This window comes from Pseudovibrio sp. Alg231-02 (assembly GCF_900143565.1).
In the GTDB taxonomy this organism is placed as follows: Bacteria; Pseudomonadota; Alphaproteobacteria; order Rhizobiales; family Stappiaceae; genus Pseudovibrio.
Genome location: NZ_FREX01000007.1, coordinates 41133 through 55184, shown reverse-complemented (window position 1 = coordinate 55184; position 14052 = coordinate 41133). Strand labels below are relative to the sequence as shown.

General features: G+C 53.4%; 13 protein-coding genes. 8 read left to right on the top strand and 5 right to left on the bottom strand.

The window, feature by feature from the left end:
- Positions 1–10: 10 nt before the first annotated feature.
- From DHN43_RS17895 to fahA, 5 genes are read right to left on the bottom strand one after another with little or no spacing between them, the layout of a single operon-like run.
- Positions 11–232 (bottom strand): DUF2783 domain-containing protein, encoded by a 222-nt coding sequence (locus tag DHN43_RS17895; protein ID WP_063287586.1) that lies wholly within the window; start codon positions 230–232, stop codon positions 11–13.
- Entirely contained in the window at positions 229–1845 is a 1617-nt protein-coding gene (locus DHN43_RS17890; RefSeq protein ID WP_108819526.1) for an FAD-dependent oxidoreductase, read from the bottom strand. The genes DHN43_RS17895 and DHN43_RS17890 overlap by 4 nt, the downstream gene beginning before the upstream one ends.
- Positions 1846–1887: 42 nt before the next feature.
- Positions 1888–2382 carry a hypothetical protein gene (locus DHN43_RS17885; protein ID WP_108819525.1) on the bottom strand — a complete coding sequence of 165 codons (495 nt, stop codon included), beginning with the start codon at positions 2380–2382 and terminating at the stop codon, positions 1888–1890.
- 27 nt (positions 2383–2409) lie between these two features.
- Positions 2410–3360, bottom strand: coding sequence for an MBL fold metallo-hydrolase (locus tag DHN43_RS17880; protein WP_108819524.1), 951 nt, complete (start codon positions 3358–3360; stop codon positions 2410–2412).
- Positions 3361–3374: 14 nt separating this feature from the next.
- The gene (gene fahA, locus DHN43_RS17875) at positions 3375–4643 is read right to left on the bottom strand and encodes a fumarylacetoacetase (protein ID WP_108819523.1); all 1269 of its coding nucleotides are present in this window, start codon (positions 4641–4643) and stop codon (positions 3375–3377) included.
- Positions 4644–4953: 310 nt separating this feature from the next.
- On the opposite strand from fahA, the gene DHN43_RS17870 reads away from it, so the two are divergent.
- From DHN43_RS17870 to DHN43_RS17835, 8 genes are all read left to right on the top strand, one after another.
- On the top strand, positions 4954–5454 hold the full coding sequence (locus DHN43_RS17870) for a MarR family winged helix-turn-helix transcriptional regulator (RefSeq protein ID WP_208995480.1): 501 nt from the start codon (positions 4954–4956) through the stop codon (positions 5452–5454).
- Positions 5455–5544: 90 nt separating this feature from the next.
- Positions 5545–6180 carry a maleylacetoacetate isomerase gene (gene maiA / locus DHN43_RS17865; RefSeq protein WP_063298883.1) on the top strand — a complete coding sequence of 212 codons (636 nt, stop codon included), beginning with the start codon at positions 5545–5547 and terminating at the stop codon, positions 6178–6180.
- A gap of 413 nt (positions 6181–6593) precedes the next feature.
- Positions 6594–8171, top strand: coding sequence for an ABC transporter substrate-binding protein (locus tag DHN43_RS17860; RefSeq protein ID WP_108819522.1), 1578 nt, complete (start codon positions 6594–6596; stop codon positions 8169–8171).
- Positions 8172–8357: 186 nt separating this feature from the next.
- The gene (locus DHN43_RS17855) at positions 8358–9299 is read left to right on the top strand and encodes an ABC transporter permease (protein ID WP_063297141.1); all 942 of its coding nucleotides are present in this window, start codon (positions 8358–8360) and stop codon (positions 9297–9299) included.
- Positions 9296–10171: an ABC transporter permease gene (locus tag DHN43_RS17850; protein WP_108819521.1), complete on the top strand. Its 876-nt coding sequence runs from the start codon at positions 9296–9298 to the stop codon at positions 10169–10171. Before DHN43_RS17855 ends, DHN43_RS17850 begins: the two co-directional genes overlap by 4 nt.
- The gene (locus DHN43_RS17845) at positions 10171–11166 is read left to right on the top strand and encodes an ABC transporter ATP-binding protein (RefSeq protein ID WP_108819520.1); all 996 of its coding nucleotides are present in this window, start codon (positions 10171–10173) and stop codon (positions 11164–11166) included. The genes DHN43_RS17850 and DHN43_RS17845 overlap by 1 nt, the downstream gene beginning before the upstream one ends.
- On the top strand, positions 11163–12164 hold the full coding sequence (locus tag DHN43_RS17840; protein ID WP_108819519.1) for an ABC transporter ATP-binding protein: 1002 nt from the start codon (positions 11163–11165) through the stop codon (positions 12162–12164). The genes DHN43_RS17845 and DHN43_RS17840 overlap by 4 nt, the downstream gene beginning before the upstream one ends.
- 26 nt (positions 12165–12190) lie before the next feature.
- Entirely contained in the window at positions 12191–13996 is a 1806-nt protein-coding gene (locus DHN43_RS17835; RefSeq protein ID WP_108819518.1) for a M24B family metallopeptidase, read from the top strand.
- Positions 13997–14052: the final 56 nt, after the last annotated feature.

Sequence of the window (14052 nt, the reverse complement as noted above, 5' to 3'; positions counted from 1 at the left end):
ACCGAGGCGATTAAGCCTCGCCTCCTCCCTGTATTCTGGCCTGTGTTTTGGAAGCCAGGTCCATTGCTTCACGAAGAACACTTGCATCCCCGATGTGGTTGGCAAGAATGAGAACCAGCTTGGCGTTGAGCGCTTCGCTTTCCTCTTCAGAACGTCCTTCATGCAGAACCAGAAGATCGTGATAAAACTCGTCCGGTTTGGCGATGTTTGCTTTTGTATTCAGATGGCTCATTGTGCGGCCTCCTGCTCAAAAATGCCGATAGCGCGGTTCAGGGCCTGTGCGACGTTTGCTCCGTCATAGGTCTCCCAACGGGCAGCAACGTGCTGGTCCGGGCGCATCAGATAAACAGCGGAAGACTTGTCTCCCAGATAACGATCCTTGATCTCGTCGGTCGCGTTCACGTGCAGGGCAGAGATGGTTACACCGCCAACATCGACAGTGTCTGGCACATCTGTGTTGATTGCCAGCAACTGAAATTTGTTGCCCATCTGATCCAGCAACCAGCCATTCGCCGTTGGTGCATCTGCTGCCGGAGAGCCCGGACGGGAGCGCACTGGCATGCCAGCACAATCATCACTGTTCAGAGAAGACCCGTCATAAGTGGCCGGAACGGACAGACGACCGGAGTTGACCAGCGGGCGGGCAAACTCGGCAGCCTCGGAAAGGTCCAGCACAGCATTGCGGAACACACGGCTGATCGCAGATTTCGGCGTGATGAAGTCGGTGGAGCGCGAAGAGTTCAAAATGTTCTCTTCAGCCGCAAAAACACGCTCTTCATCGTATGTGTCCAGCAGGCTCATTGGTGCCGTACCGTCCATCACCAGCTTCAGCTTCCAGATCAGGTTGTCTGTGTCCTGCAGGCCGGAGTTCGCACCGCGGGCACCAAACGGAGACACCTGATGAGCACTGTCACCCGCAAAGATCACACGGCCTTTGCGGAACTGTTCCATACGGCGGCACTGGAAGGTGTAGATGGAAACCCACTCAAGCTCGAAGTTCACATCCTCGCCCAGCATGGCTTTCAGGCGTGGAATGACGTTTTCCGGCTTCTTCTCTTCTTCCTTGTCGACATCCCAGCCAAGCTGGAGATCGATGCGCCACACATTGTCTGGCTGCTTGTGAAGAAGAGCGGACTGACCACGGTTGAATGGCGGATCGAACCAGAACCAGCGCTCCGTCGGGAAGTTCGCTTCCATGACCACGTCAGCAATCAGGAAGTTGTCTTCAAAGATGCGGCCTACAAAATCCATACCCATCATGGCACGGATTGGAGAGGCTGCGCCATCACACGCGATCACCCAGTCGGCTTCAACGGAGTAATTGCCTTCCGGTGTTTCCAGCTCAACAGTTGCAAAGTCACTGCCCTGATCTACGGAGACAACCTTGTTGTTGCCCCGGATCTCGATAGGCTTGCCCTGTGCTTGCAGCTCTTTGACCCGGTCAACCAGATACTCTTCAAAGTAATACTGTTGCAGGTTGATGAAAGCCGGACGCTTGTGGCCGTCTTCTGGCAACAGGTCAAACTGATAAACCTGACGCTCGTCAAAGAACACCTTGCCCACGTTCCACTGAACGCCTTTGTCGACAAACTGATCACCACAGCCAATGCGGTCGAGGATTTCCAGCGGACGCTTTGCATAGCAAACCGCACGGGAACCCCAGCTCACTTTGTCGTTGTCGTCGACAACAACAACTTCAACGTCCTGCATAGCCAGTTCAATTGCTGCGGCTAGACCAATCGGGCCTGCTCCCACCACAACAACCTTATGGCGCACTGCCTTTTCCGCATCCTGATCCGGCGACCGGACATATGGATAAAGCGGAACTTCGAAAATCTTTTTCAAGTCAAAACCTCCCAGTTTCGATGTTTGGTATCCGCTCAGAAATTATTGTTCCGCTTCGGTTTGTTTTCCGAGTACTTCAATGATTGCCTGTGCTTCAGGCGAATGAGGGTGGAATATCGCTGATTCCGGGTAACAAAGGTCTTGGAGGACCTCTAAGAAGTCATTTCCAACGGTGTCTTGAAGGACTTCTTTAGATACATTAAATCCGTGTGGGTCACTTTGGCTGCGGAGAGCTATGAGCGAAGTCCCAGGTCTTTGGGAAGGGGGACTAAACCGAACTGTTGACCACCATACTGCCCAAAACGGGTCTTCATGAACGCCTGAAAAGAGCTGCTTAGGTGTTACAAAGAACTTCGCAAACTTGAATTTGATGCCGTGTTTTTCAATCGCGAACGCCTTGTACTGAGAAATATCACCAATTAGCACTGTGTCCGCTGAATTTGCGTAGTAAAAAGGATCGAACTTACTATCAATCTGGCAGCTCTGAGCAGAGCTGATGCTCATTAGAAGCGCTAGTCCTGCCCAAAGTACCTTCATCACGAAAATCCAATCCCTGTCGCTTAGTTAGCCCTGCAATGCTGCCCACATTTCCTGATCGCGTTCGGCTGTCCAGATACGGGGGGTGTCAATGCCGCGAGCTTCGTCAAAAGCGCGTGCGACATTGAATGGCAGACAATGCTCGTAGATTGCGTAGTCAGCGAATTTCGGATCGCATTCTGCGCGCACTGCGTCCCATGCTTCTTTCAGCGTGCCGCCTCGTACTGCCACGCGGGCGGCTGGTTTATAGGTGCTCTCAACAAAGTCGCGCGTGTTTTCAATGGCTTTGTTGACCATGTCCTGACCCACAAGCGCATCACCGCGACCCGGTGCAATTGCGTCTGGAGTGTAGGCTTTGATTGCGTCGAGCGTGTTGCCCCAGTCCTTGAAGTGACCGTCGCCGCAGTAACAAGCAGAGTAGTACTCAACAATGTCACCAGTGAACATCACGCCTTCATCGGGAACCCATGCAACAATGTCGCCTGCAGTGTGGGCACGGCCCAGATGCATCAGCTCAACCTTGCGGCTGCCCATGTTGATGGTCATGCGGTCTTTGAAGGTCATGGTTGGCCATGTGAGGCCCGGAATGGAGTCTGCTGCATCAAACAGGCGTGGGAAGCGACCGAACTCGGAGTCCCAGTCTTCCTGACCGCGCTCATAGATCATGCCCTCACACTTTTCAGAGGCAATGATTTCTGAAGCGCCGTAACCGGATGCTCCCAGCACGCGCACAGCGTGGTAGTGCGACAAGGTCACGTATTTGATCGGCTTGTCAGTCACTTCGCGGATTTTATCAACCACGAGCTGAGCCATGACAGGGGTCGCCTGCGCATCAACCACCATGACGCTGTCATCACCAATGATAACGCCGGTGTTTGGATCACCTTCAGCGGTGAACGCGTACAGATCGCGTCCAACTTCGGTGAAGGAGATCTTTTTGGCTTCCATGTCGCCACTGGATGCAAATGCTTTAGCCATCGTCACTATCCTAATTAAGCTTTGAAATCTGGAGCTGGCAGAATTTTGCCGGTGCATTCGCCGAAGCCAATGCGGAAGCCATCGCCCTGCGCCCAGCCTGTCAGCGTCAGGGTGTCACCGTCCTCGATGAACGTGCGGCTTTCACCGCTGTCCAGAGTGATTGGCTCTTTGCCACCCCATGTGAGTTCCATCAGGGAGCCAAACTCGCACCTTTCTGCACCGGAAATGGTGCCAGAGCCGAGCAAGTCGCCCGTGTTCATTTTACAGCCGCCAATGGCATGGTGTGTCAGCTGCTGTGCCGCAGAGTAGTACATGCGGTTGTAGTTGGTGTGGCAGAGCAGTGTCGCTTTATCAGCGCCTTCCGGCTGCATGTAGGCCTGTAGCTCGATGTCGTAGATCATCGGACCCGGCTCATTGAGGTAAGGCAGAAGTTCCTTTTCACGCTCCGGTGTGCTGGTGCGGAAGGATTCCAGCGCTGCCTTCGTTACAACCCATGGGCTGATGGAGGTTGCGAATGCTTTTGCCTGAAACGGACCAAGCGGCTGGTATTCCCAGCCCTGAATGTCACGGGCGGACCAGTCGTTGAGCAGCACGTAACCGAAGATCATGTCATCGGCTTCCTGCACGGTGATCGGCTGACCCATGGTGCTTGGCGTCCCAACAACAGCGCCCATTTCCAGCTCAATGTCGAGGCGCGCACAGGCTTTGAAAGATGGGACCTGAGCGGTTGGCGCTTTGGTCTGGCCCAATGGGCGCTTGATATCTGTACCGGATACAATGACCGTTGAGGCGCGGCCATTGTATCCGATTGGGATATGCAACCAGTTTGGTGGTAGTGCATTCTCAGCGCCGCGCAAGATGGTGCCAATGTTCATGGCATGCTGCTTGCCGGCGTAAAAGTCGGTGTATTCGGAAACTGCAAAGGGCAGGAACATCTGCGCCGCGCTCATAGGCACCAGCGCTTTTGCTTTCAGCGTATCGTTGCCGGAAAGCGCGTCATTGCCGCCTTTTGCAAACAGGGAAGTCAGCTGTTCGCGAATGCTGTCCCAGGATGTTTTGCCAAGGCCCATGAAGTCATTCAGAGTTGGCTTATCGAAAACGGTGGTGGTGCCGCCCGCCTTGAGCAGACCGGCAGATTCCAGCACAGCCATGTCAACAACCATGTCACCGATCGCAACACCACATCGTGGCTCTTCTCCATTTTTGGCAAACACACCGTAGGGAAGATTCTGGATTGGGAAATGGCAGTGCGGTGCGTTCGCACTCTCGATCCAACTCGTCATAACACATCCTTGGCAATTGAAGATCACAGCAAAGTCCTCCCAGACTCAGGCAATCTGTAATTTATCTAATCTCAGAATAGTTTCACTTGTAACTTTGTCAATAACATTTTCCGCCAAAACAAATTCCCTAAGCGTAAGAAAGCGGGCTAAAATGCTGCAAAATGGCTAAAAATAGCTGATTATTATACTTTTGGATATATATCAAAGACGTTGATCATGCTCTTGACATATAGTTGCAATTGATACTATCAGGATGATTGTGCAAGTATGAGTGTGCAATAGTTTCATTTTAAACCAACGAGACATGATGATGGCGACTGCGAATAACACGATGGACAAGGAAGACTTCCAGCTTGGGTCGTTCTTTCCCTATAAGGTCCGTGTTTTTGGCACTGCCGTTAGTACTGCTGTCTCAAGTGTTTACCGGGAACGGTACGGACTCAGCGTCTCTGAGTGGCGCACCATGGCAATTCTGGGTCGCAATCAGGCGCTGTCCGCCTCTGAGATCGTCGAGCGCTCCAGTATGGACAAGGTGAATGTCAGCCGCGCTGTGCAGGCCCTTCGTAAGAAAGAGTTCCTGCGCCGCGACATTGACGGAGAAGACCGCCGCAAGTCCGTCCTGCGCCTGACCGAAAAAGGCCTTGCCGTATTCAACGATGTCATTCCGTTGGTCCGGGATGTGGAAGCAGCACTGACTGGGAACCTTTCAGCGGAAGAACAGGCGGTTCTTCTGACATTGATGGAAAAGGTGCAGAAAAACGCAGAGGGACTTATTGGGGAAATGAGTGCCGAGGCTGCCGACGGGACCTAAAGCGTATCCCCCTCAAAAGTCGGGAACCGACTCTCGGGGAAGGATACGCGTAAGATCATGAATTGAGCTCTGGGAGGGGGCGCCAATACGATGAGCAACATAAAATTATATGATTACTGGCGTTCTTCCGCGAGTTACCGGGTCCGCATCGCACTGAACCTGAAAGGGCTCTCCTACGATATGGTCACGGTCAATCTGCTCAAAGGCGAGCAAAAGGCCGATGAAAACCTGAGCCGCAATCCGCAAGGCTTTGTGCCGTCGCTGGATCTGGACGGCGATATGCTGACCCAGTCCCTCGCCATCATCGAATATCTGGATGAGCTGCACCCATCCCCTGCCCTGTTGCCATCCACCGCCCGCGAACGGGCCCGCGTCCGTGCGCTGTCTCATGCAATCGCGATGGATATTCACCCGGTTTGTAACTTGGGTGTGGTTCAGCGCATTGTAGAGCTGGCTGGCGGAGATGATCAGGTCAAAATTGACTGGATGCGTGAGTTCATCGCCAAAGGCCTCGATGCTTTTGAGCAGATGCTGGCAGATGGGCAGAGCGGCACGTTCTGTCATGGGGATCAGGTGGGACTGGCTGATATCTGCCTTGTGCCGCAAGTTTACAATGCGGATCGCTGGGGCGTAGACCGCTCTCACCTCACGCGCATCAGTGCTATTTTCGAGCAAACAGAGCAGATTGAAGCCTTTCAAAAGGCTGCCCCAAAACAGGTTGCGTGAGGGAAAATATCCCTCAGTTCAATGAATGAGCTTCATTTTTAACGCGGTGTCGGAAAAATATTCCTGCGCCGCGTTTTCGCGTTTGAAGAGCATCATTCCAGAATACATCAATAGTTTGGCTCCGAGATTGTTAGAATACCTCTAAGCTTCCTAGGAAGAATGGGCGCAAGTTTCTCTCAGTGAAACTGCAATTTTAGCAATATTTCACTTCTAAACTATCTCCCCGCATAGATTTGTTGTCATGAAAATTCTTCTTTACTGAGTTTTGCCTCTTGCCAACAGAGATATATCAGAGATAATACTGATATATCACCGGTGGCTAATGGAATTTTTGGGAGAGGCCACCACCTGCACGCCACCATGCATCATAAAATAATAAGCAGGTCCGGCGTGTATCAATTGAGGGGACTATCATGAAGACTTTGTTGATTGCCGCGCTTGCAGGCGTGTCGATGCTCGCCATCAATTCGGCTCAGGCCGTAGAACGTGGTGGCACGCTCACCTTTGCCCGCTATGATGATTCCAATCTGGTTGATCCAGTCTATGCAGACCGGAACCCGGATATCTGGATGGTCACAAACCTCTATGATACCCTGCTCCGCACCAAGGCAGATGGCAAAACCATCGTACCGGGCCTCGCATCCGGTTATGAGGTTTCCGCAGATGGTAAAACCATCTCCATCACCCTGCGCGACGGCATCAAATTTTCCGATGGTTCTGCAATTACACCAGCTGATGTAAAGTTTTCGCTGGAGCGCGCCACCAACCCTGATTTCGGTCCATGGTCTGGCCTTCTTGGCTCTGTTGAAAGTATCACTGCGACCGACAATGGCGTGACGCTCGCCATGAAGAACCCTGACCCGACCATCATCTCTATTCTGGCAACTTTCAACACCGCGATCGTGTCCAAGGCCGCGTTTGACGCTGCGCCAGGGGCAACCGATCAGGAAAAGGCAACTGCTCTTTTCGCTCCCGGTACGCCTGTTTCCGGCCCGTTTACGCTGAAAGATCGTAGCCGCGGCAGCACCATGACATTTTCCGCCAACCCGCATTACTGGCGTCAGGGCGAAGACGGTAAACCACTGCCGTATCTGGATGAGGTCAGCTTCGTCGTGATTCCGGATGATGCAACCCGTATCCTGAAACTGCAGGCAGGTGAAGTGAACGGTGCTGAGTTTGTTCCATTCTCTCGCGTGGCTGAGCTGAAGGCAGACCCTGCGATCAACATGGAGCTGTATCCATCCACCCGCATCATCTACAGCCCGATCAACTCGCGTGAAACCCGCGCCGATGGGTCTCCAAACCCGATGGCAACCAAAGAGGCGCGTCAGGCGCTGAACTATGCCATCAACAAGGATGCACTGGTTCAGCTGATCACGCATGGCACTGGCAAGTCCATGACATCCCCACTGATGGCATCGACAACCCAGCTGGCACATGATGGCGGTCCGCTTTACCCATATGATGTTGCCAAGGCGAAAGAACTTGCTGCTGCATCAGGTCTTGAAGGGGCTGAAATCACGCTGACCACACTTGCAGGCTCTTCTGATGACGCAACTCTGTTTGCTGCCATCCAGCAGATGTGGGGCGCCATTGGCGTCAACGTGAAAGTGGAGCAGGTTGATAACCCGACCCGCGGCGCGAAGAACCGCTCCGGTGAGTTCGACATTCACACCTATGGCTGGGTGAATGATGTGAATGATCCGGCACAGGTTGCAGGTTGGCTGGGTTATTACCCAACCCGTAAAGCTGTTGGGACTGGTTGGAACAACGCGGAGTTCAACTCCCTTTTTGAGGCCTCCAACACCGAGATCGATCCGGAAAAACGCAGTGAGCAGTACAAGCGCATGCAGGAAATCTATGCAGATGCGGCTCCGCTTCTGTTCCTCTATGAAACGCCATTTGCTGTTGCTCTGTCTGCCAACGTGAACGGTTATCTCCAGACACCGTTGGGGAACAATGAGTTCTCCTCGGCGTGGATTGCAAAATAACTCCTCCTCTGAGTGCACCCGGCCTGCATCAACAGGTAAGCCGGGTGTGAAGTAAACGGAGCGGGTGGTCTGATCAGAAAACGGCAGGACCGGACCGTCTGCCCTATGCAATCCGGAAAGCCGAAGCGTCAATCCCATTATCTGTCGCTTCGGCTCTCAATGCTCACGCCCTATTAGGACTCAGGAATGTCGTCACTTTCCTATCTGGTGTCACGGCTGCTGCAGATTATTCCGACCTTTCTTCTTGTGATGGTCGTTATCTTTCTGCTGGTACGTATGCTGCCAGGGGATCCGGCCATCGCCATGGCCGATGCCAAAGCCACCGAAGCTCAGCTGGAACTCATCCGCCAAAAACTCGGGTTAAATGAACCGCTGGTCATGCAGTTCTTCTATTTTGTAAAGAACACTTTGAGTGGAGATATGGGCACATCCATTCTTCTCAAAGCGCCTGTTCTGGACGTTATTATAGAACGCATTCCAGTCACCGCGTTCCTCACCCTTTATGCCGTTTGTCTTTCCATTCTCATTGCTGGTCCATTGGCCTTTGTCGCCGCGCTGAACAAAAACCGCGGGCTCGACATTGCCATTCGCAGTGGTTTTCAGGTCGGCTTGTCGACCCCTGTGTTTTACATCGGCCTGCTGCTGCTCACCTTCCTCGCCGCCTCCTTGCGACTGTTTCCGGTTGGTGGTTATGGCACGACGTTTTTGCAGCACTTGCACCACTTGATGTTGCCCGCGTTGACGGTTGCGCTTTACACCTCCGCCATCATCATGCGGAATTTGCGATCTGCCGTGATTGAGGTGCTGGATGCCGACTATGTGCAGTTTGCCCGCTCCAAGGGGTTATCCCGAAGCGTTATTCTGGGTCGCCATGTCCTGCGCAATGCGCTCATTTCCACCGTTACATTGCTCGGCCTTTCCATCGGCAATTTGATGAGCGGAACGCTGGTGACGGAGACGGTGTTCGCGGTTCCCGGTCTTGGCCGGTTGATGCTGGAGGCGATATTTGCCCGTGACTACCCGCTGATACAGGGCCTCACCCTCACCTTCGCTGTTATGGTTTCTCTCGTGTTTCTGTTCACCGACATGGTGCAGGCATGGCTTGATCCGAGGTTACGCCTGTCATGACCCAGCTCGATACACTCCAAGCCAGCACGCCGCAGAAGAAAAAGCTCCATCCACGGGTCAAAGCTCTGCTTCGTCCAGGCTTCCTGCTTGGCTTCTTCATCCTGTCCTCTTCCATCCTGCTGGCTGTGTTCCCATGGGCGTTTGCACCATATGATCCCAACGCCTTTGACTTTAATGCGATCCAGAAGTCACCAAGCTGGGCGCATCCGTTTGGCACGGACAATTTGGGCCGCGACACCCTTTCCCGCGTGATCTGGGCGTATCAGGTTGATATGCAAATCGCGTTTTTTGCCACCTTCTTCGCCATGGTGATTGGCGTTGTGGTCGGATCGCTGGTGGCCTATCACGGCGGCATTGCCGATGTGCTCTTTGGCCGCTTGGTGGATGTCACCATCACCTTCCCGTTTCTGGTGCTGGTCATTGCAGTTGTTGCAGTTTTGGGACCGGGGCTGACCAACATGTATGTGGCGGTGACGCTTGTACAGTGGGTCTACTATGCCCGCCTCACCCGTGCAGAAATCATGACGCAAATGACCAGCGATTATGCCTCTGCCGGACGGGTGATGGGCTACTCCTCTACCCGCATCATCTTCCGCCATTTGTTGCCCAACGCCACAACGCCGCTGATCACCTATTGGATGACCGACATGGCGCTCGCCATCCTGCTTGGGTCTTCTCTTGGTTATCTCGGCCTTGGCGCACAGCCACCGCAGGCAGAATGGGGCGTGCTGATCGCAGAAGGGCGTAACTTCATCACCACCGCCTGGTGGATGAGCCTGATGCCGGGCATTGCGATTGTTGTGACTGGGCTTGGTTTCTCTCTTGTTGGAGACAGCCTTGCTGATGTTCTCAGACCACGGGGGGCATCATAATGACCAACCAAAACGAGAGCCTGTTACAGGTTCGAGACCTCACAACCACCTTTCACAGCAAAGGCCGCGCGTTGCGCGCTGTTGATGGCATCTCCTTTGACGTGCGCGCTGGCGAAGTGCTTGGTCTGGTGGGCGAAAGTGGCTCTGGTAAATCCATCAGTCTGCGCTCCATCATCGGCCTTGCACGGGATTACGGCACAGTAGAAGGCAATGTTTACTGGAAGGGAGAGGATCTGCTCACCCGCACAGACAAGCAATTGCAGTGCGTTCGTGGAAGTCAGATCTCCATGATCTTTCAGGAGCCGATGACCTCGCTCAACCCGCTGCTCACTATTGGGTTGCAAATTGAGGAGAACCTGAAAGCCCACACCGATCTGGATCGCCGTGCCCGCAAAGCCCGCGCTATTGAACTGCTGGATACTGTTGGTATTCCCAGCGCCTCGTCCCGCCTCAAAGACTTCCCGCACCAGTTCTCCGGCGGCATGCGCCAACGCGTGATGATCGCCATCGCACTGGCATCCAATCCGGAGCTTTTGCTGGCGGATGAACCAACCACGGCGCTGGACGTGACCATTCAGGATCAGATCCTACAGCTGCTGTTGTCGCTGGCCAAAAACCTCAATATGGCGATTGTGCTGGTGACCCATGATCTGGGGGTCGTTGCACAAACCTGTGATCGCGTGGCGGTGATGTACGCTGGTCGCCTGGTAGAAACCGGTTCAGTTCGTGATGTCCTGAAACGACCTCGGCACCCATACACACTTGGGCTGCTGAAGTCGGTACCGGAGAACATTCCACCCCGCACACCACTGTACTCTGTTCCCGGCACACCACCGGCGCTGGATGCCCTGCCGAAAGGATGCGCCTTTGCGCCGCGCTGCCACAAAGCGGAGGATGTGTGCCTTGGTAGTAAACCACCACTCTCCGTGTTGGGGGATGGAATTTCATCTGCCTGCCATTTCACAGTAGACATTCGTGAGGAGGTGTTGGCATGACCTATGAAGCTCCGGTTTTGGAAGTTGAAGACCTTCATTTACACTTTCCGCTCAAAAGAACCCTCTTCGACGCAATTCAACGCAAAGAAAAACGCATCGTTAAAGCACTCAACGGGGTAAGCCTTGAGGTGAAACGGGGTGAAACCCTTGGCATTGTTGGCGAATCCGGCTGCGGAAAGTCCACTTTAGCCCGTTGTCTGGCCCGTCTTTATGAGGCTGACAAAGGCACCATCCGCTATGACGGGCAAGAGGTTGCCGCCAAAGATGCGGGGGCATTGCGGGAGTATAACCGCAAGGTCCAGATGATGTTTCAGGACCCTTACTCCTCCCTCAATCCCCGCATGACAGTCCGACAGGTGCTCACGGAAGCTCTGCGTGTTCATAACATGCGGCCTCCCGAACAGATCAATGATCGCATTGCCGAGCTGCTTGATCTGGTGCGCCTGCCGCAAGATGCTGCGGATAAGTTGCCCCATGAGTTTTCTGGCGGGCAACGCCAACGCATTGCTATTGCACGGGCTTTGTCGGTTGAGCCGGAGGTGCTGGTTGCGGATGAACTGGTGTCGGCGCTGGATGTTTCGGTACAGGCACAGGTGGTGAACTTGCTGCTGGAACTGCAGGACAAACTGGATCTGACCATTCTGTTTGTAGCGCATGACCTCAGACTTGTCCGCCATGTCTCCCACAGGGTCGCGGTGATTTATTTGGGCACAATTGTTGAGATCGGCGATTCAGAACAGCTCTTTAACGCCCCAAAACACCCCTACTCCAAGGCTCTTCTGGCAGCGGCCCCTTCTCTTGATCCAGACAAACGCCATACTCGCCCGTCAATCTCCGGCGAACTGCCCAGCCCGCTCAACGTGCCAAAGGGCTGCGCGTTCCATGCAAGATGTCCCCATGCATCAGGGCGATGCCAAAGTGAAACTCCCCGATTGAGGGCATTAGACGAGCTCGGTAATGTGGCTTGTCATCATGCCGAAGCTCTTTTATCAGCATAAAACCCCATCACACGATCGAGCAAAAAATGTTGGAAAATCAGAAATTTGAAAGAACCACAGACCGCTTGAACCTCATACGAGACGAGCTGAAGCGCAACGGACTGGATGCAGTTATCATCCCGCGTTTTGACGAGCATCAGGGGGAGTATTGTGCCCCGCATGATGAGCGTCTGGCATGGGCAACCGGCTTCACAGGATCCGCTGGTCTGGCAATTGTCACGGTAGATCAAGCAGTTATGTTTGTTGATGGCCGTTACACCGTTCAGGTGCGCAACCAATGTAGCAGTGAGTTCTTCTCCTACCAGCATATCTTTGATGAACCATTGGAAAACTGGATTTCTGCCAATATAAAGGCAGGACAGCAAATCGGCGTCGATCCGATGCTTATCCCCTCCGCATTGTGGGATCGCTTCGCTGGTGGCGCAGACGAAGCAGGCGCTACACTGATCGCTACTCCTGGCAACATCATCGATGCAGTCTGGGCTGATCAACCAGACAAACCACTCTCACCCATTACACCGTACTCCCTTGAAAAGGCTGGGAAAACCAGCCTGGAGAAACGCGCTGAGATTGCAACGCAACTGAAGAACAAAGGCGCAAAGGCGCTGGTTGAAACCCAGCCCGACAACATCGCCTGGCTTCTAAATGTTCGCGGCGATGACGTGGAATTTAACCCTATCCCACATTCCTTCCTGCTGCTGAAAGATGATGGCTCTGCGAGTTGGTTTGTAGATTCTCGTAAACTTTCCAATAGCTTGGGTGAGTATGAACTGGAAAATGTAGAGACCGCAGACCCTGCAAGTTTCATCGGCTCATTGGAAAAAATGACCGGAAAAGGAACGCAGGTTCTGATCGACCCGATGTTCTCCCCCGTCGCAACCCGTCTTGCTGTTCAGGCTGCTGGTGGCGTTCCAGTCATGGAACAAGGCGCAATCACGCTCACCAAAGCTAAGAAGAACGGTAGTGAACTCAAAGGGTTACGCGACTGTCATGTGCGTGACGGCATTGCGTGGACCGAGTTTTCTGCGTGGTTGAAGCGGGAGGTTCCGCAAAGAGACAAGGTAGGCGATCCGGTGTACGAGCTGGAAGCGGAAGAGCGCATTCTGACAGAACGCAAACGCCAGAAAGACTTTGTTTATCCAAGCTTTAGAAGCATTTCAGCTGCTGCTGGCAATGCTGCAATGTGCCATTATGCAGCCACGGATACCTCAAATACTGCGATCCTTCCTGAACACACATATCTGCTGGATTCCGGCGGCCAGTATCAGGATGGCACCACCGATGCGACGCGTACCTTTGCATTTTCGGAAACATCTTATGAGTTCAAAGCCGCCTACACCGCTGTTTTCAAAGGCTTTGTGGCATTGGCTTCTCTGCGTTTTCCAAAGGGAACGCAAGGCCATCACATCGATGGGTTTGCCCGCAGACCACTTTGGGATTTAGGGCTCGATTATGATCACGGTACCGGCCACGGTATAGGGCATTTCCTCTCTGTTCATGAACAACCACAACGCATCGGTAAGCCATACAATCCGGTGGACCTTGTTGCTGGCATGGTGATGTCCATTGAACCGGGATATTACGTTGCAGATCAATACGGTATCCGGATTGAGAACCTTTTCGAGATTGTAGAGGAAGACGATGGTTTCCTCGCTTTCAAGAACCTTTCTTACATCCCGATTGAACCGCAGATGCTCAACATGGTTGATCTGACCCGTGCGGAAATCAAATGGCTTGGTGATTACAACGCCGATCTGAAGCGGGTTCTTGGCCCGGAGCTGAGCCCTGATGCCTATGACTACCTGATAAGTTGCTGTGAGTTGCCGGAGTAATCACGGCTGAAGCAATAAGAAAAAGCCCCGCAAAGCCAGAAGTTCTGCGGGGCTAA

Excerpts from the sequence above, each read along its gene's own strand:
- DHN43_RS17895 (WP_063287586.1), bottom strand. The coding sequence starts at position 232 with ATGAGCCATCTGAATACAAAAGCAAACATCGCCAAACCGGACGAGTTT.
- DHN43_RS17840 (WP_108819519.1), top strand. The coding sequence starts at position 11,163 with ATGACCTATGAAGCTCCGGTTTTGGAAGTTGAAGACCTTCATTTACAC.
- maiA (WP_063298883.1), top strand. The coding sequence starts at position 5,545 with ATGAGCAACATAAAATTATATGATTACTGGCGTTCTTCCGCGAGTTAC.
- DHN43_RS17860 (WP_108819522.1), top strand. The coding sequence starts at position 6,594 with ATGAAGACTTTGTTGATTGCCGCGCTTGCAGGCGTGTCGATGCTCGCC.
- fahA (WP_108819523.1), bottom strand. The coding sequence starts at position 4,643 with ATGACGAGTTGGATCGAGAGTGCGAACGCACCGCACTGCCATTTCCCA.
- DHN43_RS17850 (WP_108819521.1), top strand. The coding sequence starts at position 9,296 with ATGACCCAGCTCGATACACTCCAAGCCAGCACGCCGCAGAAGAAAAAG.
- DHN43_RS17845 (WP_108819520.1), top strand. The coding sequence starts at position 10,171 with ATGACCAACCAAAACGAGAGCCTGTTACAGGTTCGAGACCTCACAACC.
- DHN43_RS17885 (WP_108819525.1), bottom strand. The coding sequence starts at position 2,382 with ATGAAGGTACTTTGGGCAGGACTAGCGCTTCTAATGAGCATCAGCTCT.
- DHN43_RS17880 (WP_108819524.1), bottom strand. The coding sequence starts at position 3,360 with ATGGCTAAAGCATTTGCATCCAGTGGCGACATGGAAGCCAAAAAGATC.
- DHN43_RS17855 (WP_063297141.1), top strand. The coding sequence starts at position 8,358 with ATGTCGTCACTTTCCTATCTGGTGTCACGGCTGCTGCAGATTATTCCG.
- DHN43_RS17835 (WP_108819518.1), top strand. The coding sequence starts at position 12,191 with ATGTTGGAAAATCAGAAATTTGAAAGAACCACAGACCGCTTGAACCTC.
- DHN43_RS17870 (WP_208995480.1), top strand. The coding sequence starts at position 4,954 with ATGGCGACTGCGAATAACACGATGGACAAGGAAGACTTCCAGCTTGGG.